Origin of the sequence: Streptomyces sp. NBC_00203, assembly GCF_045206325.1 — a bacterium.
GTDB lineage: Bacteria > Actinomycetota > Actinomycetes > Streptomycetales > Streptomycetaceae > Streptomyces > Streptomyces lutosisoli.
Map to the genome: position 1 here is coordinate 2,823,407 of NZ_CP108126.1, position 18,998 is coordinate 2,842,404.

General features: G+C 71.2%; 17 protein-coding genes. 5 read left to right on the plus strand and 12 right to left on the minus strand.

Annotation, left to right across the window (positions count from 1 at the left end; all coding sequences use genetic code 11):
• The first annotated feature begins 104 nt into the window (after window positions 1-104).
• Both OG975_RS12970 and OG975_RS12975 read left to right on the plus strand, forming a co-directional pair.
• Window positions 105-914: an alpha/beta hydrolase gene (locus OG975_RS12970; RefSeq protein ID WP_406336250.1), complete on the plus strand. Its 810-nt coding sequence runs from the start codon at window positions 105-107 to the stop codon at window positions 912-914.
• 121 nt (window positions 915-1,035) lie between these two features.
• The gene (locus OG975_RS12975; protein ID WP_406336251.1) at window positions 1,036-1,722 is read left to right on the plus strand and encodes a hypothetical protein; all 687 of its coding nucleotides are present in this window, start codon (window positions 1,036-1,038) and stop codon (window positions 1,720-1,722) included.
• Between the two features lie 9 nt (window positions 1,723-1,731).
• On the opposite strand, the gene OG975_RS12980 is transcribed toward OG975_RS12975, so the two are convergent.
• From OG975_RS12980 to OG975_RS13005, 6 genes are all read right to left on the minus strand, one after another.
• Entirely contained in the window at window positions 1,732-2,496 is a 765-nt protein-coding gene (locus OG975_RS12980; protein ID WP_406329257.1) for an endonuclease/exonuclease/phosphatase family protein, read from the minus strand.
• A 224-nt stretch (window positions 2,497-2,720) separates the two neighbouring features.
• Window positions 2,721-3,674 carry an ROK family glucokinase gene (locus OG975_RS12985; protein ID WP_406329258.1) on the minus strand — a complete coding sequence of 318 codons (954 nt, stop codon included), beginning with the start codon at window positions 3,672-3,674 and terminating at the stop codon, window positions 2,721-2,723.
• A 54-nt stretch (window positions 3,675-3,728) separates the two neighbouring features.
• Window positions 3,729-4,214: a DUF5304 domain-containing protein gene (locus tag OG975_RS12990; protein ID WP_406329259.1), complete on the minus strand. Its 486-nt coding sequence runs from the start codon at window positions 4,212-4,214 to the stop codon at window positions 3,729-3,731.
• A 92-nt stretch (window positions 4,215-4,306) separates the two neighbouring features.
• The gene (locus tag OG975_RS12995) at window positions 4,307-5,476 is read right to left on the minus strand and encodes an ArsA family ATPase (protein ID WP_406329260.1); all 1,170 of its coding nucleotides are present in this window, start codon (window positions 5,474-5,476) and stop codon (window positions 4,307-4,309) included.
• A gap of 214 nt (window positions 5,477-5,690) precedes the next feature.
• Window positions 5,691-6,134, minus strand: a complete 444-nt coding sequence (locus OG975_RS13000; protein WP_369246028.1) for an SRPBCC family protein — start codon at window positions 6,132-6,134, stop codon at window positions 5,691-5,693.
• A 124-nt stretch (window positions 6,135-6,258) separates the two neighbouring features.
• Complete coding sequence (locus OG975_RS13005; RefSeq protein ID WP_406329261.1) at window positions 6,259-7,056, minus strand: metallophosphoesterase; 798 nt, start codon at window positions 7,054-7,056, stop codon at window positions 6,259-6,261.
• A gap of 296 nt (window positions 7,057-7,352) precedes the next feature.
• Here OG975_RS13005 and OG975_RS13010 point away from each other — a divergent pair, with 296 nt between their 5' ends.
• Window positions 7,353-9,149, plus strand: a complete 1,797-nt coding sequence (locus OG975_RS13010) for an AMP-dependent synthetase/ligase (RefSeq protein ID WP_406329262.1) — start codon at window positions 7,353-7,355, stop codon at window positions 9,147-9,149.
• 165 nt (window positions 9,150-9,314) lie between these two features.
• On the opposite strand, the gene OG975_RS13015 is transcribed toward OG975_RS13010, so the two are convergent.
• A complete protein-coding gene (locus OG975_RS13015; protein WP_406329263.1) occupies window positions 9,315-10,457 on the minus strand; it encodes a glycosyltransferase family 4 protein in 1,143 nt (380 codons plus the stop codon).
• Window positions 10,458-10,624: 167 nt separating this feature from the next.
• Between OG975_RS13015 and OG975_RS13020 the strand changes: the two genes are divergently transcribed.
• The gene (locus OG975_RS13020) at window positions 10,625-11,866 is read left to right on the plus strand and encodes a glycosyltransferase 87 family protein (RefSeq protein WP_406336252.1); all 1,242 of its coding nucleotides are present in this window, start codon (window positions 10,625-10,627) and stop codon (window positions 11,864-11,866) included.
• Here the strand turns inward: OG975_RS13020 and OG975_RS13025 are convergent.
• A complete protein-coding gene (locus tag OG975_RS13025; RefSeq protein ID WP_406329264.1) occupies window positions 11,827-13,143 on the minus strand; it encodes an MATE family efflux transporter in 1,317 nt (438 codons plus the stop codon). The two genes, OG975_RS13020 and OG975_RS13025, sit on opposite strands and share 40 nt — an antisense overlap.
• Window positions 13,144-13,268: 125 nt before the next feature.
• Here OG975_RS13025 and OG975_RS13030 point away from each other — a divergent pair, with 125 nt between their 5' ends.
• Window positions 13,269-13,799: a PadR family transcriptional regulator gene (locus OG975_RS13030; RefSeq protein ID WP_406329265.1), complete on the plus strand. Its 531-nt coding sequence runs from the start codon at window positions 13,269-13,271 to the stop codon at window positions 13,797-13,799.
• Here the strand turns inward: OG975_RS13030 and OG975_RS13035 are convergent.
• From OG975_RS13035 to OG975_RS13050, 4 genes are all read right to left on the minus strand, one after another.
• Complete coding sequence (locus OG975_RS13035; protein WP_406329266.1) at window positions 13,787-14,983, minus strand: hypothetical protein; 1,197 nt, start codon at window positions 14,981-14,983, stop codon at window positions 13,787-13,789. The genes OG975_RS13030 and OG975_RS13035 overlap by 13 nt on opposite strands.
• 32 nt (window positions 14,984-15,015) lie before the next feature.
• Complete coding sequence (locus OG975_RS13040) at window positions 15,016-16,038, minus strand: NlpC/P60 family protein (protein ID WP_406329267.1); 1,023 nt, start codon at window positions 16,036-16,038, stop codon at window positions 15,016-15,018.
• A gap of 238 nt (window positions 16,039-16,276) precedes the next feature.
• Complete coding sequence (locus OG975_RS13045; RefSeq protein WP_406329268.1) at window positions 16,277-17,311, minus strand: NlpC/P60 family protein; 1,035 nt, start codon at window positions 17,309-17,311, stop codon at window positions 16,277-16,279.
• Between the two features lie 316 nt (window positions 17,312-17,627).
• On the minus strand, window positions 17,628-18,977 hold the full coding sequence (locus OG975_RS13050) for an NYN domain-containing protein (protein WP_406329269.1): 1,350 nt from the start codon (window positions 18,975-18,977) through the stop codon (window positions 17,628-17,630).
• Window positions 18,978-18,998: the final 21 nt, after the last annotated feature.

Here is an 18,998-nt window from a genome sequence, read left to right on the forward strand (position 1 = left end):
GGACCCGACGACCCTGGTCGGTGTCAGTGCGGTCGCGTACGGTGAAGTACGCCTCGAAGCCTCGGGGGTTCCGTTCCGTCCGCCTCATGAACAGGAGACCGAAGGTGCCGGTCCTTCCGGGAGCCGAGCCGTTCCGCCACGAGGGCGGAGAGGTCGGCGTCCTTCTCTGCCACGGTTTCACCGGGTCCCCGCAGTCGCTGCGAACCTGGGCGGAGTATCTCGCCGAGCGCGGCCTGACCGTGGCGCTGCCGCTGCTGCCGGGACACGGCACGCGCTGGGAGGACATGCAGCTCACCGGCTGGCAGGACTGGTACGCGGAGCTGGACCGCGAGCTTCGCGCCCTGCGGGACCGGTGCACTCAGGTGTTCGTCTTCGGGCTCTCCATGGGCGCCGCGCTGACCCTGCGGCTGGCGGCCAAGCACGGTGACGAGGTCAGCGGCATCGTGGTCGTCAACCCGCTGAACAAGGTGCACGGTCCGGCCGCGCACGCCCTCCCGGTGCTCCGGCACTTCGTGCCGTCGGTGAAGGGAATCGCGAGCGACATCGCGAAGGAGGGTGCGGACGAGCTCGGGTACGACCGGGTGCCGCTGCACGCCGCGCACTCGCTGCGGAACCTCCTCGGGGTCGTCGACGCCGATCTGCCGCAGGTCACCCAGCCGATAGTGCTGCTGCACAGCCTCCAGGACCATGTGGTGTCCCCCGCCGACTCGGCGCGCGTCCTCAGCCGGGTGTCGTCCACGGACGTGACGGAGATCCTGCTGGAACAGAGCTACCACGTCGCGACGTTGGACCATGACGCGGACCGGATCTTCGAGGAGAGCTACGCGTTCATCGCCCGGCTCGCGCCCAGCGTCGGCAAGGAGTCCGACGCTGGTCAGGTGGGTCAGCAGGAAGGGACGGCCACCGGTGGCTGAGCACGACGCGGAGCGCGGCGACTCCGAGGAGAAGGGCGTACCTCTCGGCGAGCCCCTCGACGGGTCCGTCGACGGGACTCTCGGTGAGCCTCTCGACGCGACTCTCGGGGAGGAGCAGAGCGTGCCCTTCGACGAGGACGCCGCGTGGCAGGCGATCGTCGCCGGGTACGGCGAGGAGCCGCCGGACCCGCCCGGCGCGAAACCGTTCAAGTCGATCGAGGACCTGGCTCTCCTCGACCCGGAGACGAACGACGAGACCGACGGCGGCGGCAACGGAACCGGCCGCGGCAACAAGAGCGGCAGGGGCGACGGCGGCAACAGCGGCGACGGGGATAGCAAGAGCAACAAGGGCACTGCCGAGTCCGGGGACGGATCCGACGCCGGTTCCAGCTCCGGCTCCGGTTCCGGTTCCGGTTCCGGTTCCGGTTCCGGTTCCGGTTCCGAGTCCGGATCCGGGGGCAAGCCCCTCGGCAGCTCGATCGCCTTCGCGCCCGGTGTCGGGGGCCCGCGCGACTACCAGGCGCCCGAGCCCACCGAGGACGACTTCGACGAGGACGACGAGGGCCACTTCGTGCCGCCCGAGCCGCCCCCGCTGCCGGACGCCGACACCACCGCCAAGTTCGCCTGGCTCGGCGTCATCGGCGGCCCCATCCTGCTCCTGCTGGCCGTCCTCCTCAGCTGGGAGATGACCTGGTGGCTCGCCACCGTCAGCATCGGCGGCTTCGTCGGCGGCTTCGCCACGCTGGTGGCACGTATGAAGACCGACGACGAGGACGGGGACGATCCGGGGCGGGGCGCGGTGGTCTGACCCGCCGCCTCAGGACGCGGGCACTCTGAGGGCGGCCAGGACCGGCAGGTGGTCCGTGGCCGCCCTCAGGTCTGTCTCCGTCACGCCCGGGAGACCCACCGGCACCCCGCACCCCAGGACCTCCACGCCCTCAGTCGCGAAGATGGCGTCGATGCGCTGGTGGGGATTGGTGTGCGCGGAGGTGTTCTCCGCGCCCCACGGGTGGGTCGCCCAGCCGTCCTGGAGGGCGGCGGCGAGGCGCTTGAAGGTGCGCCCGTCGGGGCGGTCGTTCAGGTCGCCGCCCGCGACGGCGTACCGGGTGCCGAGGCCCGCGAGTCGGTCGAGGAGCATGCCCCCCTGCTCGTACCGCTCGTCCTGCCGCAGAGAGAGGTGGCAGCTCAGGACGCCGAGGCGGGCGCCCCCGAAGCGGACGACCGCGGTGGCGAAGCCGCGGCGGTGCTGGCCGGGGGTGAGCGGGAGCAGGACGTCCTCGGTGCGCTCGACCGTGGCGCGCAGGGAGCAGAGGAGGGCGGGGCCGGCCGCCGTGGCTCCGCCGGAGAGGATGACTTGGCCGGAGGCGGCCGCGAGCCTTGCCAGCTTCTTGCGCCAGCGGAAGAAGCGGGGGGCCTCTTGGATCAGGACGAGGTCCGGTTCGCAGGCGCGGATGATGCGGGCGAGTGCGGTGGTGTCGTCGCGCATGGAGCGGATGTTGTAGCTGAGGACCCGGATGACGGCTGAACCGTCGGGTTCGGTGCGGGGCGCTGGTAGCGGACTGGCGGAAGGGCTGGTCGGCATGGCGATCAACATACGCGGTGACGGTTCGCTGGGAGAGGCGAAAAACTACGGAAGTTCGTCGGCTGCAGGCCGGTGGGGGCTGGTCGCGCCCACGCGGCGGAGCCGCATCATGTCACAGCCCCGCGCCCCTTAGGGGCGCTTCCCTCAGCGGAGGCTATATGGCACCGCCCGCCGTTCCCGAAAGGGGCGCGGCGGGCGATGTGCGGCGACATGGTGCGTGGGGGTTACATGATCGGGTCCGGCTCGCGGGCCAGGTCCGCCGCGCCCACCAGGCCCGCCTTGTTGCCCAGCTGGGCGGCGATCACGTCGGCCACCGGGCGCCAGTTGCCGCCGACCAGCCAGCGCTTGTACGACTTGCGGATGGGGTCGAGGACGAGCTCGCCCTCGTCCGAGAGGCCGCCGCCGACGATGAAGGCGGAGGGGTCGAAGAGCGAGGCCAGGTCGGCGAGGCCGGCGCCGGCCCAGCGGGCCAGCTCGCGGTAGGAGTCCACCGCGACCGGGTCGCCCTGGCGGGCGGCCACCGAGATGTGCTTGCCCTCGATGCCGTCGGGCGTGCCGTTGCCCAGTTCGAGCAGGATCTCCGCGTTCTCGGGGGTCGCGTTGGCGCGCTGCTTGGCGTAGCGGACGAGGGCGCGCCCGGAGGCGTACTGCTCCCAGCAGCCCTGCGAGCCGCAGCCGCACAGCAGGCCGTCCGGCACCATGCGGATGTGGCCGAACTCGGCGGCCACGCCGAAGTGCCCGCGGCGCAGCTTGTTGCCGATGATGATGCCGCCGCCGAGGCCCGTGCCCAGGGTGATGCAGATGACGTTGCGGTGGCCCTTGCCCGCGCCGAACTTGTACTCGCCCCACGCCGCCGCGTTCGCGTCGTTCTCGACGACGACCGGCAGGCCCACCCGGGCCTCGACCTCGGCCTTGAGGGGCTCCTGCCGCCAGTCGATGTTCGGCGCGAAGTAGACCGTCGAGCGCTGGCGGTTCACATATCCGGCGGCACCGATGCCCACGCCAACGATGTCGTGACCGGCGCGCGCGCCCTCCACGGCGGAGGCGATGGCATCCACGATGGCCTGCGGCGTGCTGGGGGTCGGCACCTTGTGCGTCGAAAGGATGTTGCCTTCCTCGTCGACCACACCGGCCGCGATCTTCGTGCCGCCGATATCGACGCCGATGGTGAGTCCCATGAATCCCTCAGTTTCGGTCGAGCCCCGCTACGGCCAACCGTACCCGAGGGGCCTTTAGTCCAAGTCGATGTGTTCCCCTGGACCGGTCCCCTCGTCGCGAGGGCCCGTGTCCCGGGTCGTCCAGCGCCGTTCCTGGGCCTCGACGGCCGAGCGGTAGGCGGCGAGCAGCTCGGAGCCCGCGGCCGCGAGGTGGTCGAACACCTCGGGGTTGCGCTCTATCACGGGCTCGACGGCGGCCTTGGCCTGCTGCACGACCTGGTTGACCATCTGCTGGGCCGTACCGGAGGCGACCGCGCCGAAGAGCGGCGAATTCAGTCCGGACAGCTTGTCGGCGACGGCGTCGACGAGCTTGCGCAGTTCCTCGGCCGCGGTGCCCGGTGGCGTGCCGTGCTGGGCGCGGCGGCGGGCCTTTTCCGCCGCGAGATCCTCGGCACAGGCCTTCGCCCAGGCGTCGGCGTCGGTCGCGCGCGCCTCTTCGGCACGCACCTCGTCAGCCACGTCCTCCTGAGCGTCGTCGGACGTGGGGCGCTCTTCGCTCATGGCGGACTCCTGCCTACGTTTCGTGCCTTCGACGTTACCCGAACGGGGGTACACCGTTCACCGTGTCCGCCGCCACAGAGGGGGCGACTCGGTCATGTCGTGCGTGGCCACAGACCGGGATCCGGCGCGAAACGGATCCTCAGCTCGCCCTCGCGGAGCGCCGCGCCGGCCACCGTGCAGCGGCGCAGGGCCGACGGCAGTGGCACGATCCGGCGGAACTGTCCGGCCGTGACGACGAGTTCGTCGCCGCGCCGCACGAGGTCCAGTTCCTCGCGTATCGCGCCGAGGAGCGGGATGTGCCAGACGAGCACGCCGTCGTCCGCCAGCTGGTCGACGACGGGCCACTCGACCGGGGGTGGCGTCTTGTTGACGCCGGGCACGGGGAGTGCGGCGAGGTCGGCGGTGCCGCGCGGGTCGTGTCCGAGGTGCGGGACCTCGTGCAGGTCGTAGGTCTCCCGCCACTCGTCCAGCGCCTTGCGCTGCTGGGCGGCGAGGGCGGCTAGCCAGGTGTCGTTCGTGGCGCCGGGCAGGACACGGCTGGCGACCAGCGCGTCGACGGACAGACCGCGCAGGGCGAAGGCGGTGGTGGCGGTGCGTACGGCGTCGGAACCGGCCGGGCCCGGCTCGGCGACCAGCCGTACGGTCGTGGCGCGGTCCTCGACGACCGCCTCCACGGCGGCCAGCTCCAGGTCCCAGCGGGCCGCCGTCTCGTACAGCCATTCCGCGGGCATCGGGACGCCCGCGAGCCGGCCGAGGACGGGGCGCAGGGCGCGGGCCGCCTGGCGCTCCGGCGGGAGCAGGCGGCGCAGATAGCGGCGGAGTTCCTCGGGGAGGGCGAGGAGGGCGAGGGCCTGGGGGGCCGGGGGGAGGTCCACGACCAGGAGGTCGTACGTCTCCGATGTCGCCGCGTCGCGCAGGGCGCGCAGGAGGGCGAGTTCCTCGGCGCCGGGGAGGGGGGTGACCTCCTCGGCGTCCAGGCGGGAGGCGCCGAGCAGGTCCAGGGCGGTGGTGGCGCGCTGCTGGAAGGCGGTGAGGTCTTCGCGGAAGCGTTCCGCCGCGTCGGGACGCCAGGCGGTGAGGTTCGGCTCGGCCTCGATGGGCTCCGTGCCGGTGGGTACGCCGAGGACGGCACCCAGGGTGTCCGTGCGGTCGGCGCTGAGCACCAGGGTGCGGGTGCCCTGGCGGGCGGCCTGCAACGCCGTGGCGGCCGCGACGGTCGTACGGCCTGTGCCGCCGGGCCCGGTGATCAGGATGGTGCGCATGAGGGTGAACGGTACCTGGGGCTCCGCCTTGGGCCGCGTTCGGTTGTGTCTCGGGTGCGGGTGAGTGGGGGCTGGTCGCGCAGTTCCCCGCGCCCCTAAACAACCGCCGGCCCGCCCCGGGTGCCTTTAAGGGGCGCGGGGAACTGCGCGACCAGCCCCCACCGGCCCGCACCCGACACACAACCGAACGGGAGCTGCCGTCACCCCCGGAGGGTCACGCTTCGCCCGACTCCACGCGCTTCTTCAGGCCCGCCAGCGCCCGGTCGATGATGACCTTCTCGGCCTTGCGCTTGATCATGCCGAGCATGGGGATCTTGACGTCGACGGTCAGCTGGTAGGTGACCTCGGTGGCGCCGGCACCCGCGGGCTTGAGGATGTACGAGCCGTCCAGCGAGCGGAGCATCTGGGACTTGACCAGGGTCCAGGAGACCTCGTGGTCGCCGGTCCAGGTGTAGCCGAGGGTCTGGTCGTCCTTGATGGCGCCGGCGTCCATGACGAGGCGCACCTGCTCGGCGCGGCCCTGCTCGTCCGTGGCGAGTACCTCCGCCTCCTTCACCTCGCCGGTCCAGTCCGGGTAGCGGGCGAAGTCGGCGATGACCGCCATGACGTCAGCCGGTGCCGCCTCGATCGTGATGCTCGAGCTGGTGTGTTCCGCCATCGCGGTGGCTCCTCCAGATGCGGTCCGGTGAGGGAGGGTGGTGCGCACGTGTGTGCAGCGTGAAGGCTACCGCGCACAGCCACGGGCGCTATCACCCCACCTGGGGTTCACCGCGGCCGGCGGCTCACCACTCCAGGGCCCACGGCCGGCCCGACCCCGCGAAGTGCCCCACATTCACGCATTCCGTCGCCCCGATCCGCATCCGGCTGGCGAGCGGCTGGTGGACATGGCCGAAGAGCGAGTAGCGCGGGCGGGTGCGGCGGATCGCGTCCAGCAGGGCCCGGCTGCCGCGCTCGAAACGGCGCGCCACGGTGTCGTACACCAGCTCCGGCACCTCCGGCGGGATGTGTGTGCACAGCACGTCGACCTCGCCGACCGCCTCGATCTTCGCCGCGTACTCCTCGTCGCTGATCTCGTACGGCGTCCGCATGGGTGTCTGGAGTCCCCCGCCGACGAACCCGAAGACCCGGCCGCCGATTTCCACCCGCTCGCCGTCGAGCACGGTCGTGCCGGGTCCGGCGTACTCCGGCCACAGGGTCGGCATGTCGACATTGCCGTAGGTCGCGTACGTCGGTGTGGGGAACGCGGCGAACATCTCGGCGTACTGCTTGCGCACCGCCTTCTCGATGGCGGCGCCCCGGTCGGCGCCGATGCCTGACCACAGCCGGGCGCCGAACGCGCGGGCCTCCTCGAAACGGCGGGCGGTGCGCAGTTCGACGATGCGGTCCGCGTTCTCCTCGCCGAACAGGTCCGGGAAGATGCCGCGCGAGTGGTCGGCGTAGTCGAGGAAGAGGACCAGGTCACCGAGGCAGATCAGGGCGTCCGCGCCGTCGCCGGCTCTGGCCAGGTCCCGGACGTTGCCGTGCACGTCACTGACCACATGAATGCGCGTCCTCGGATTTCCGACCGGTGTAGGTGCCATGACGATCAAGCGTAAGCCTGTGGGGCAAACGTGAATAGAGGCGGTCGGACCTGCGGTTACTGGCTAGTCAGTAACCGCGTGGACTACTCTGCGCGAAGGAACGCCAACCTGTGTGACGCAGGGAACATCTCGCCGGGACCCCCTATCTAAATGGCCGTACCGGTGGGTAACGTCCGGGCAGTCCAGTCGTACTCAGGTTTTCAACAAGTGATCTCCTGAGTACCTGCCCGAGCCTTGGACCGCACCGTCGCATCACACAGAGTCGTGGCGTCGGCGCCCTATGAGGAGCAGCAGTCTTGCGCGAGTTCAGCCTTCCGGCTTTGTACGAGGTCCCTGCGGACGGAAACCTGACCGACATCGTCCGCAGAAACGCCGCGCAGCATCCCGACGTAGCCGTCATCGCCCGCAAGGTGGGCGGCACTTGGACGGATGTCACCGCCACCACCTTCCTCGACGAGGTGCGTGCCGCCGCCAAGGGCCTGATCGCCTCCGGCGTCCAGCCGGGCGACCGGGTCGGCCTGATGTCCCGTACCCGCTACGAGTGGACGCTGCTCGACTTCGCGATCTGGAGCGCCGGCGCGATCACCGTGCCGGTGTACGAGACCAGCTCGCCGGAGCAGGTGCAGTGGGTCCTCGGCGACTCGGGCGCGACCGCCTGCATCGTCGAGCTCGACACGCACGCGGCCTCCGTGGAGTCGCTGCGCGACCGGCTGCCCGCTCTCCAGCATGTCTGGCAGATCGAGGCCGGCGGGGTGGACGAGCTCGGCCGCCTCGGCAAGGACGTCAGCGACGCGACCGTCGAGGAGCGCAGCTCGCTCGCCAAGGCCGACGACCCGGCGACCATCGTCTACACAAGCGGCACGACGGGCCGCCCCAAGGGGTGCGTCCTCACCCACCGCGCCTTCTTCGCGGAGTGCGGCAACATCGTGGAGCGGCTGCGCCCCCTGTTCCGTACGGGCGAGTGTTCGGTGCTCCTCTTCCTGCCCCTCGCGCACGTCTTCGGGCGGCTCGTGCAGGTCGCGCCGATGATGGCGCCGATCAAGCTCGGCTGCGTCCCGGACATCAAGAACCTCACCGATGAACTGGCCGCGTTCCGGCCGACGTTGATCCTCGGTGTGCCGCGCGTCTTCGAGAAGGTTTACAACTCGGCGCGCGCCAAGGCGCAGGCGGACGGCAAGGGCAAGATCTTCGACAAGGCGGCGGACACGGCGATCGCGTACAGCCGCGCCCTGGACACCCCCTCGGGCCCGTCCCTCGGCCTGAAGATCAAGTACAAGACGTTCGACAAGCTCGTCTACAGCAAGCTGCGCGCCGTGCTGGGTGGTCGTGGCGAGTACGCCATCTCCGGCGGCGCCCCGCTCGGCGAGCGCCTCGGGCACTTCTTCCGCGGCATCGGCTTCACGGTCCTTGAGGGCTACGGCCTGACCGAGTCCTGTGCGGCCACCGCCTTCAACCCGTGGGACCGTACGAAGATCGGTACGGTCGGCCAGCCGCTGCCGGGTTCCGTGATCCGCATTGCCGACGACGGCGAGGTGCTGCTGCACGGCGAGCACCTGTTCCAGGGGTACTGGAACAACGAGGCCGCGACCGCCGAGGCGCTGGCCGACGGCTGGTTCCACACCGGTGACATCGGCACCCTCGACGAGGACGGCTACCTCCGCATCACCGGCCGCAAGAAGGAGATCATCGTCACCGCGGGCGGCAAGAACGTCGCCCCGGCCGTGATCGAGGACCGCATCCGTGCGCACGCGCTGGTCGCGGAGTGCATGGTGGTCGGCGACGGGCGCCCGTTCGTCGGCGCGCTGGTCACCATCGACGAGGAGTTCCTGGGCCGCTGGGCCGCGGAGCACGGGAAGCCTGCCGGCTCGACCGCGGTGTCGCTCCGCGAGGACCCGGATCTGCTGAGCGCGATCCAGGACGCGATCGACGACGGCAACGCGGCGGTGTCCAAGGCGGAGTCGGTGCGCAAGTTCCGACTCCTCGCCCACCAGTTCACCGAGGAGTCGGGGCACCTCACGCCGTCGCTGAAGCTCAAGCGGAATGTTGTGGCGAAGGATTACGCCGACGAGATCGAGGCGATTTATCGGGGCTAGGGCGCCTTCTCGCCGTAGGGGTGGATGTTCTGGCGACTGCGGGTCGTCAGTGGTTGCTCGCGCAGTTCCCCGCGCCCCTGAAGGGGCGCGGGGAACTGCGCGGCCAGCCCCCACTCACCCGCAGTCGCCCGGAGTCCGAAAGCCCCACCCCACTAGGCGCTACGGCTACAACAGCTCCCGCAAGCGCTCGGCCAGCAGGTCCCAGCGCCACTTCTCCTCCACCCACGCCCGCCCCCGCTCCCCCATCCGCCGGCGCAGCTCCGAGTCGCCGAGGAGGGTGACAACGCGGTCGGCGCTCTCCTCGGCAGAGGCACCGCGGACGACCCAGCCGGTCTCGCCGTCGAGTACGGCGTCAGGCGCCCCGCCGGAGTCGCCGGCGACCACAGGAAGGCCCGTAGCGGAGGCCTCCAGGTAGACGATGCCGAGCCCCTCGACATCCAGCCCGCCCCGGCGGGTCCGGCACGGCATCGCGAAGACGTCCCCCGCGCCGTAGTGAGCCGGCAGTTCCGACCACGGCACCGCGCCGGTGAAGCGGACCGCGTCGGCGACCCCGGTGTCGTAGGCCAGTTTGCGCAGGTCCCGCTCGTACGGTCCGCCGCCGACGATCAGCAGGACCGCTTCCGGCTCCTTGGCCAGGATGTGCGGCATGGCGAGGATGAGGGTGTCCTGGCCCTTGCGCGGGACCAGACGGGAGACGCAGACCACCACCGGGCGGTCGGTCAGGCCGAGCCGGGCCCGGACCGCGTCACCGCCCGAGCCGGGGTGGAAGGTCTTCTCGTCGACGCCGGGCGGCAGCTGGACCATCCGCGCGGCGGCCTCGGGGGTCAGCGCGGAGGCGATCCGCGAGCGCGTGTACTCGCCGAGGTAGGTGAGGCTGTCCGTGGACTCGCCGATACGGCGGAGCAGCTGACGCGCGGCGGGCAGCTGTGCCCAGCCGGCCTCATGGCCGTGCGTGGTCGCCACGATCCGTCGCGCGCCCGCCCTGCGCAGCGCGGGCGCCATCAGGCCGAGCGGTGCCGCCGCCCCGAACCACACCGACGTACAGCCGTGTTCGCGCAGCAGTCCGACGGCGCGGCGGGTCGCGCCCGGGGTCGGCAGCAGCATGGTCGTACGGTCCCGTACGACGGTGAAGGGCTGCTCGGCGTCGAAGGCGGCGGTCGCCTCGACGCCCTCACGGCCGCGCTTCCACGTGGAGGCGTAGACGACGAGCTGCTCGGGGTCCAGGCGCAGCGCCATGTTGTGCAGAAACGCCTGGATGCCGCCGGGGCGGGGCGGGAAGTCGTTCGTCACGATCAGGGTCTTGTGCATCGTGTTCGACAGTACCGAACCTATACTCACAGCTCCGCACGACCGCGCTTGATGGCTCGCGCACAGGGCGGCGCGACATCATGGCACCGCGAAATCGCAGCGGCACAGCACATGAGTTCCGGACGGACATCCGGACGGACATCCGGACGGACAAAGGCCAGGTGGGCATGGAGGGCGCTAGGACGGAGAGGTTCCCGTTCGGAGTGCTCGGGCTGGTGGGAACCTGGGGCCTGACCAGGCTGGTGCTGCTCCTCTTCGTGTTCAAGGTGTACGTCTTCCCCGGCCCGGATGTCACGAGCGATGTCTCGGTGATCTACCAGGGCTGGTACGAGGTCCTCAAGCACGGCACCTTCCCGCTCGACGACGTCACCTGGCAGTACCCGCCGGCCGCCGCGCTCGCGATCCTCTCCCCCGCGCTGCTGCCCTTCCTCGAATACGCGCAGGCCTTCTTCGTGCTGGCCTTCCTCGCCGACTTCGTGGTGTTCGGGCTGCTCCAGTACGCGGGCCTGCGCTCCGGCAAGAGTCTGCGCGGCGCCTGGGTGTGGGTGATCGGCGTACCGCTGCTCGGGCCGACCGTGTACGCCCGCTACGACGTGATGGTGACGGCCGTCGCGGTCGCGGCGCTGCTCGCCGGTGCGCGCCATCCGCGGGTGATGGGGATGCTCGTGGGCTTCGGCGCGCTGGTGAAGGTGTGGCCGGTGCTGCTGCTCGTCGGGGCCGTCCGGCGCCGGGCGTGGGCCGCGGCGGCGGTGTCCGCCGGTGCGATCGCGGTGCTGTTCGCCGTGGCGATGCCCGGCGCCTTCTCCTTCCTGACCTTCCAGCGCGACCGCGGCACCGAGGTCGAGTCGCTCGGCTCCCTCGTCTTCCATGTGGCCCGGCAGTACGGCTGGGACGGCCAGGTACTGCTCAACTACGGCTCCGTGGAGTTCCTCGGCCCGTACGTCGACGTCGTCAGCACGGCGGCCCTGGTGCTCACCGCGGTCGCCTTCGGCTGGCTGCTGCTGTGGCGGCTGTGCGCCAAGCGGTTCCTGCCGCACACGCTGGCCGACGCCGCGTTCGTGGCCGTGCTGATGTTCACGACCACCAGCCGGGTCATCAGCCCGCAGTACATGGTCTGGCTGGTCGGGCTCGCGGCGGTCTGCCTGTGCTTCCGCGGCAGCCGCATGGCCCTGCCGGTCGGTCTGGTGCTGGCCGCGTGCTTCGTGACCGTGCTGGAGTTCCCGATCTGGTTCTCGCACGTGGTCTCCAGCGACCGGCTCGGCATCACCCTGCTCTTCGCCCGCAACGGCCTGCTGGTGATCGCCACGCTGCTCGCCGCCCTGGAACTGTGGCGGGGCACGGTGTCCGAGCCCGCCCCGACGGTCCCCTCTCAGGCCGCCCGCACCAAGGAGACCCTCGCGTCCTCCTGACGGTGACGCGCGACCCACACGAACAGCACGGCGCACTGCACCGTCATGGACAGCGCCAGCGCGAGGCAGATCCCGGGCAGCCCCAGCCCCGACAGCGCGTAGGCGAGCGGGAGCTGGACCGCCGTCCCGGTCACCGTCACCCGGAGCAGCAGCGGCGCTCCCCCGCTGCCCTCGAAGACCCCGCCGAGCGCGATGAAGCAGGCCATCAGCAGCAGGTAGGGCCCGACACAGCGCAGGAAGAGGACTCCGTCGTGCGCGACCGCGGGTCCGGCGCCGAAGGCCCGCATGATCCAGGGGGCGAGGAGAGCGAGCAGGGAAGCGGCGAGCACGCCCACCGTTCCCGAGACGAGCACGGCCTGCCGCCCGATGGCACCCCGCTCGTCCCCGCCCGCGCCCCGCGTGTGCGCGGTGTGGATCGAGGCGGCCTGCCGGACCGAGTAGAACGCCATGGTCGCGATGTACATGACCTTGTAGGCGATCGAGTACGCGGCCACGGCCGTCACCCCGAGCCTGGCCACGATGGCGACCAGGACCAGCGCCCCGCCCTGCCGGACGGTGAAGTCGGCGGACATCGGCAGGCCGGTGGTCAGGGTCCTGCGCAGGGCGGCACCGGTGGCCTCCGAGGGCCGGACGGCTGCCGCCCGGCGCAGTAGCGCGTTGCGGCGCAGGGCGAGCAGCCCGACGGCCAGGGCCACGCAGCGGCACAGCACCGTGGAGGCGGCGGCGCCCTGGACGCCGTACGCCTGGATGAGCAGCGGGTCGAGGCCGAGGATCAGACCGTTGGCCAGCAGGGCGAGCCGCATGGGGGTGCGGGTGTCGCCGGTGCCCTTCAGGATGCCGTCGACGAGGTTCTGCGCGAAGAAGACGGCGATGCCGGGCAGGGAGACCGCGAAGTACCCGACGGCGAGTGACAGGGCGCGCCCGTCGCCGCCCAGCACCAGCCGGGCCAGCGGCTCCCGCAGCAGATATCCGCCCACGGCGACCACGGGCGTGACCACCGCGCACAGCGCCCATCCGCCGCGTACGGCCGCCCGGACCGCGCCCGGATCCCGTGCGCCTCTGGCGTGCGAGACCAGGACGGTCGTCCCGGAGGCGAAGACCAGGGCGACGCCGAGCAGCACGTTCTCGGTGTTGGTGGCGACGGCGACGGCGGCCACGGCGGCGCCGCCGAGCCGGGAGACCCAGACGGTGTTGATGATCCCGGCGGCGACGGAGGCGAGCAGCGAGAGGTAGACGGGGTGGGCGAGCGCTATGAGCTGCTTGCGGTGGGCGTTCACAGGGGCTCCCTCGATGGGCAAGCGATCTCGATACGAGCTACCTCTTATCGAGCTACCTCGTTTAGAGGTAGCTCGATAAGAGGTACCATGCCCGTACGACGACTTCAAGAAGGGGGCCGAACCGGATGCTGGAGCTGTCGATCCTGGGCTTTCTCGCCGAAGAGCCCTTGCACGGCTACGAGTTGAAGGAGCGCATCAAGGCGCTCAACGGACACGTCCGCCCGGTGAGCGACGGCGCGCTCTACCCCGCGATCACGCGGCTGGTCACGGCGGGCAAACTCGGTCAGCACACGGAGCCGGGCAGCGGCGCGGCCCCGCGCCGCATCCTGTCGCTCACCGACCAGGGCCGCGAGGACCTCCTGGAGCGGCTGCGCCGTCCCAAGCAGGCCGAGATCACCGACCAGGTGCGCTTCAACACGGTCCTGGCCTTCCTGCGGCACCTGCCGGACCCCCGGGAGCAGGCGGCCGTTCTGCAGCGCCGTCTGGACTTCCTCACCACCCCCGCGAGCTTCTTCTACCGCGACGGAGAACCCGTACGCGCGGAGGAGACGGACGACCTGTTCCGCCAGGGCATCCTGCGGGTGGCACGAGCCACCGGAGAAGCGGAACGCGCATGGCTCACCGAGGCGATCTCCCAGCTGCGTCAGCCGAGTTGAGCCCTGAGGTAGGCCCGCCACTGCTCCGTGAACTTCTCCGGCGTCGTATGCAGCACATCCCGCAGCGCGCCCTCGACCGCCCCGGCCCGCTTCCCGTGGTCGCCCACCGCCCGGTAGAAGTCGTTCAGCCGGACCTCGCCCCAGTGGTCGGCGATCAGCCGGCAGGCCATCCAGCCGCCCTCGTACGCCTGCGCCAGCTTCGCCGCGTCCCCGGAGAACCCGAAGTCCTTGTCGACCGGCAGCGCGGCCGGGACACGCCCCTCCCGCACGGCCTGCTCCAGCTCCGGCGCGACCTGCGTGGCCGTCCGCCCGCTGCCGCGGTAGCCGACCCAGTCCGCGTAGCCCTCGGAGAGCCACAGGGGCGTGGCGGCCGTGGTGTGGGCGCGGGTGGCGACGTGCGTCGTCTCGTGGGTGAGCACGACCTGTTTGCCGAAGTCGCCGAGGATGCCGTACGCGTCGGGGTTGACGATGATCCGGTCGGCGGGCGCCTTCGCCGAGCCCCCGGCCTCACCGGTGGTCACCGCCGCGATCCCCCGGTACCCGGACGCCGGGGCGCCGAGCAGCCCCGCCATCCCCTCCAGCGACTTCGGTACGAGCACGACGACGTGCCGCGACCAGTCGGTGCCCCACGCCTGGGACACGGCGGGCACGGCATGGTCCGCGAGGTCCGCGTACGCGCGCAGCCGCTCGCCGGTCTGCCCGACCCCCAGGACGAGGCTGTGCGCGCCCCGTACGACCGTCACGGCCCCCTGCTCCCACAGCTGCTCGCCCGACTTCTTCGCGGGCTCGTCGGAGGCGACCCGCCAGCTGCCGTCGGTGCGGGTCAGGCTCAGTGTGCGGGCGGCGCTGACGGGCGCGGTGTCGTACCCCTTGATCCGGTAGCGCAGCTCGGCGTCGGCCGTGGCCCGGTCGCCGGAGCGGTGGAGGGCGGTCAGGTGATACGACCAGGCCGTCAGCGGGACAGCGCCCAGGTTCGCGAACTCAGCGGTCCCGGCGGCCGATCGATCCGTTGCCCGGTACGCCGGCTCGTCCCGGTCGAGTACCGCCACCGCCCGCTGGTCGAGCACCCGCTGCACCTCGGCCGCCGCACTGTCCGACGGCGCCCGCCCGCCACAGCCGACGAGCACGGCAAGCAGCAGCACCAGGGAGAGCCCCGCTCGCGACGCACGCCTTCGACCAGCCATGTTGCCGATCGTACGGCGGGTTCGCCCGGTGGTCAGACCCGTGTCACGGACGAGATCGGCATCATGCCCACCGGGTCGTAGCGCACCGGGGCGCCCGGGTAGGGCGCGTGGATCACCTGGCCGTTGCCGACGTACATCCCGACGTGGCTGGCGTCCGAGCGGTAGGTGACCAGGTCACCCGGCTGCACCTGGGAGAGCGGCACCTGCCGTCCGGCGTACCGCTGTTCCTGCGAGGTGCGCGGCAGACCGACTCCGGCCCGCGCGTACGACCACTGCATCAGGCCCGAACAGTCGAAGCCGCTCGGCCCGGTGGCACCCCACACATACGGGCGGCCGAGCGCCGAGCGGGCCGCGGCGACGGCGGCGGCCGCACGCGCCGAGGACGGGACCGCGCCCCCGAGGTCGGGCATGTCGCCGCGCGCGGAACGCGACGCCCGGTCGTAGGCGGCGCGCTCGGCGTACGGCAGGGAGTTGAGCAGCTCCTGCGCCTTGGCCAGTTTTCGCTCGACGGTGCGCTTGTTCTGGGCGACGGCCTTGCGGCTGCGCTCCAGTTCGGCGAGTTTGCCGGTGGCCTCCTCGCGTTTCTGGGCGAGGGCGCGCATGGCGAGCTGGAGGTCCTTGAGTTCGCCGGCCTGGTGGGCGGTGATCCGGTCGAGGGCGGCGGCCCTGTCGAGGTAGTCGGCCGGGTTGTCGGAGAACAGCAGCGCGAGCGAGGGGTCGAGGCCGCCGGACCGGTACTGGGCCCCGGCGAGCGAACCGAGCGCGTCCCGCATGGTGTTGATGCGTTCCTGCTGCCGGGCGATCTCGTCCTGCGCCGTGGTGATGTCCTCGCGCAGCGAGTCGGCGCGCTCGTCGGCCTTGTTGTACGCCTCGGTGGCCTTCTCCGCCTGCGTGTAGAGGCGGTCCACCTCGGCCCGGGTGTCGTCCTGCGGTGCTGCGGCTGCCGGCAGCGCGCCGAGTGCCGCGACCGCGGCGGACATCACGCTGACCGCGATGCCGGCGGCGCCGGCGCCCCGGTCGAAGCCGGACGGTGCAAGGCGGCGATGGGACCCCACGAGTAGCCGCTCTCCCTTCCGCTGACGGTCCCCCTGAGTTGGGGGAAACGCGCCAGACAGTAGCCGTGCGACTACGCACCGACCAAAGACCTCCGCGGGCACACAAAGTGACGCCCCGCCGGAGACGCAGGTCACCGACGGGGCGTGGGGTCAGCTGGAGTTACCGCAATTCGCCCGTTTGGGCGGCGTGGTGAGGGGCCCCTTCAGGGGGCGTTCATCAGATCCGGACGCCGGAGCGTCAGATGCGGACGCCGAACTGGAAGGGCATGTTGCTGATCGACTCGTAGCGCACGACCGTGCCGGTGCGCGGGGCGTGCAGCACCTGGCCGTTGCCCGCGTACAGGCCGACGTGGTGCTGGTCGCCGTAGAAGATGACCAAGTCGCCGACCTGGAGGTCGCTCTGCGAGTAGATGCGCGTGCCGTAGCTGGCCTGCGCCTGCGAGGTACGCGGGATGGTGACGCCGGCCTGGGCGTAGGCCCAGGACGTCAGGCCCGAGCAGTCGAAGGAGGAGGGGCCGGAGGCGCCGTAGACGTAGGGCGAGCCGAGCTTGGTCTGTGCGGCGGAGAACGCGGCGGCGGCGCGCCCGGAGGCGGACTTGGTGTTGCCGAGGTCGACGCGCTCGCTGGCCCGGGTGGAGCGCTCCTGCTCGGCGGCCGCGAGAGCCGCCTTCTCCTTGGCGGTCAGCGTGTTGAGAAGCTTCTGCGCAGAACCGAGCTTGTTCTGGACTTCCTTCTTCTTCTTGGCGAGCTCCGCCCGGGTGTCGGCGAGGTCCTTGAGCTTGTCGGCGGCTTCCTTGCGCTGCTGCGCGAGTGAACGCTGCTTCTCCTGGACCTTCTTCAGCGCCTCGACCTGCTGAGCGCTCAGCTGGTCCATCGTGGACGCCTGGTCGAGGTAGTCGTCCGGGTTGGAGGAGAGGAAGAGCGCCACGGAGGGGTCGATGCCTCCGGTGCGGTACTGGGCGCTGGCCATCGAACCCAGGCCGTCGCGCAGCTCGTTGAGCTCTTCCTGGCCGCGGGCGACGTTGTCCTGCAGGGTGCTGATCTGCTTCTGCAGCTTGTCCTGCTTCTCCTTGGCCCCGTCGAGCTTCTCGGTGGCCTGCTCGGCCTCCTCGTAGAGCTTGTCGACCTTGGCCTTGACCTCGTCCTTGCTCAGCTTCTCGCTCGGCGCGGCGTTGGCCACATTCGCGCTGAGGGCCACGGCAGCGGCGGCGGCGGTGGTGAGCACGGTCACACGGGTGCGGCTCGGCTGCTTGGGTCGACGGTGGGACGCCACGAAGGCGAGCTCCTTCTTCCTTCAGCCGCCTGCCGAATGCGCCGACGGGCGGTGCCCCTTCGCCGTCACTCCCAATGAGTGATCACCCGAGCGGAGGTTCGAGGCCTGACCCTAGTGACCTTCTTGTGATCAGTTCAAATCCTCATAGGAAAAATCTCGGTCACCGAGCGCATTCTTTGCCGACAACTCACATGCAGTAATGCGCGCTTGACACTACGTTGCGTGAAGGTCGGCTCAATTCGGGCATTGCGCCTGGACGTTACGCATGGGACTTACGTTGCCTATGAGGCTTACGGCCCAGATGGGCGGCCGCTGCTCAGCCGCGCGAAAAGCGCTTGAGAAGCACCACCGAAGCGACCGGTCGCGCACCCGCTTTGGCGATGCCGTCGGCCACCTCACGGTCGGTGGAGACGACGATCACCGGCCGCCCGGGCGGCTCGGCGCGCACCAGCTGGCGGATCAACTCGTCCGCGGTGACGCCGGGCTTGGAGAACAGCACCCGTACCCCGCGCGGCGGCGCGAGCAGCACGGGCGCGGCCAGCTCGGCCCCGTCGAAGACACAGGTCACCTCGGCGCCGGTCTGCGCGGCGAGCTGCGAGAGCTGCCCGAGGAGCCGCAGCCGCTGCTTCTCGAGCGGCATCTGCGGGTAGCCGGTCTTGGTGACGTTGTAGCCGTCGACGACCAGATGCGCCTGTGGCAGCGCGAGCAGTTGGTCGAGGATCGCGGGATCGTTTTCGGACAACGCCCGGGCCGCGATGTCTTTTGGCGTCATTCGTCCCGGTTCGACCGCATCCACGGTCTCCGCGGGGCGTACGGACACGGGTGGCAACGCCAGCTCCCGCCGCAGCCCTTGGGTCGCCTCCAGCACGGTGTCGAGCAGCAGCCGTACGCGCATGTCCTCGACACTGCGCCCCTCGCGCGCCGCCTTGCGGGTGGCCTCCAGGGCCGCCTCGGCCTCCGCGAGCCGCGCCTTGAGCCGCCGGGTCTCGCTCTCGGCGGCGGACACCTGGGCCTGCCCCTCCGCCCGGCCGGTGTCCATCTCACCCTGGAGCTTGCGGAGGGCCGCCTCGCCGCGCTTGACGTCGCTGAGGGCCCCGCGCAGCTTGCGGTGAAGCGATTCCGCTTCCTTCTTCGCGGCCTCCAACTCCGTGCGCATCCGCTCGGTTTCGGCCCTGGTCTGCCCGCGCGCCTCGGCGAGCTCCTCGCGCAGCCGTTCCAGCTCGGCCCGGCTCTCCTCGTCGGCACGCTCGGCGTCCGCCCGCAGGGCCTCCTCGCCCGCGGCGGCGACCAGCTTCACCCAGCCCGCGGGGCGCAGCACATAGGCCGCGGCCGCCACATCCAGCGGATCCGCGGCCGGGGGCGGCGCGCCCGAGTCGAGGGCACCGGTGAGTTCCGGTTGCGCCTCTCTCAGCTTCTCGGCGATGCGCTGTCTGAAAAGAGGCTCCGTCTCCAGGGCCGCCGCCATCGCGTTACCGGCGAACTTGGCCCGCCGACTGGGGGTGAACCGGGCATACTGCCGCAATTGGGCGGGCAGTTCACCGATCGTCAGTCCACCGAACCCATCGGAGACGATCTGTACGACCCGCCGGCGCACGCCGTCGGGCAGCGGACGGTCGAGCACCTCAGCGGTGCCGTCGTCCGGCTCCCCGCCTGTGGTCTCCACCATCCGTCACCCCAATATCCGTGC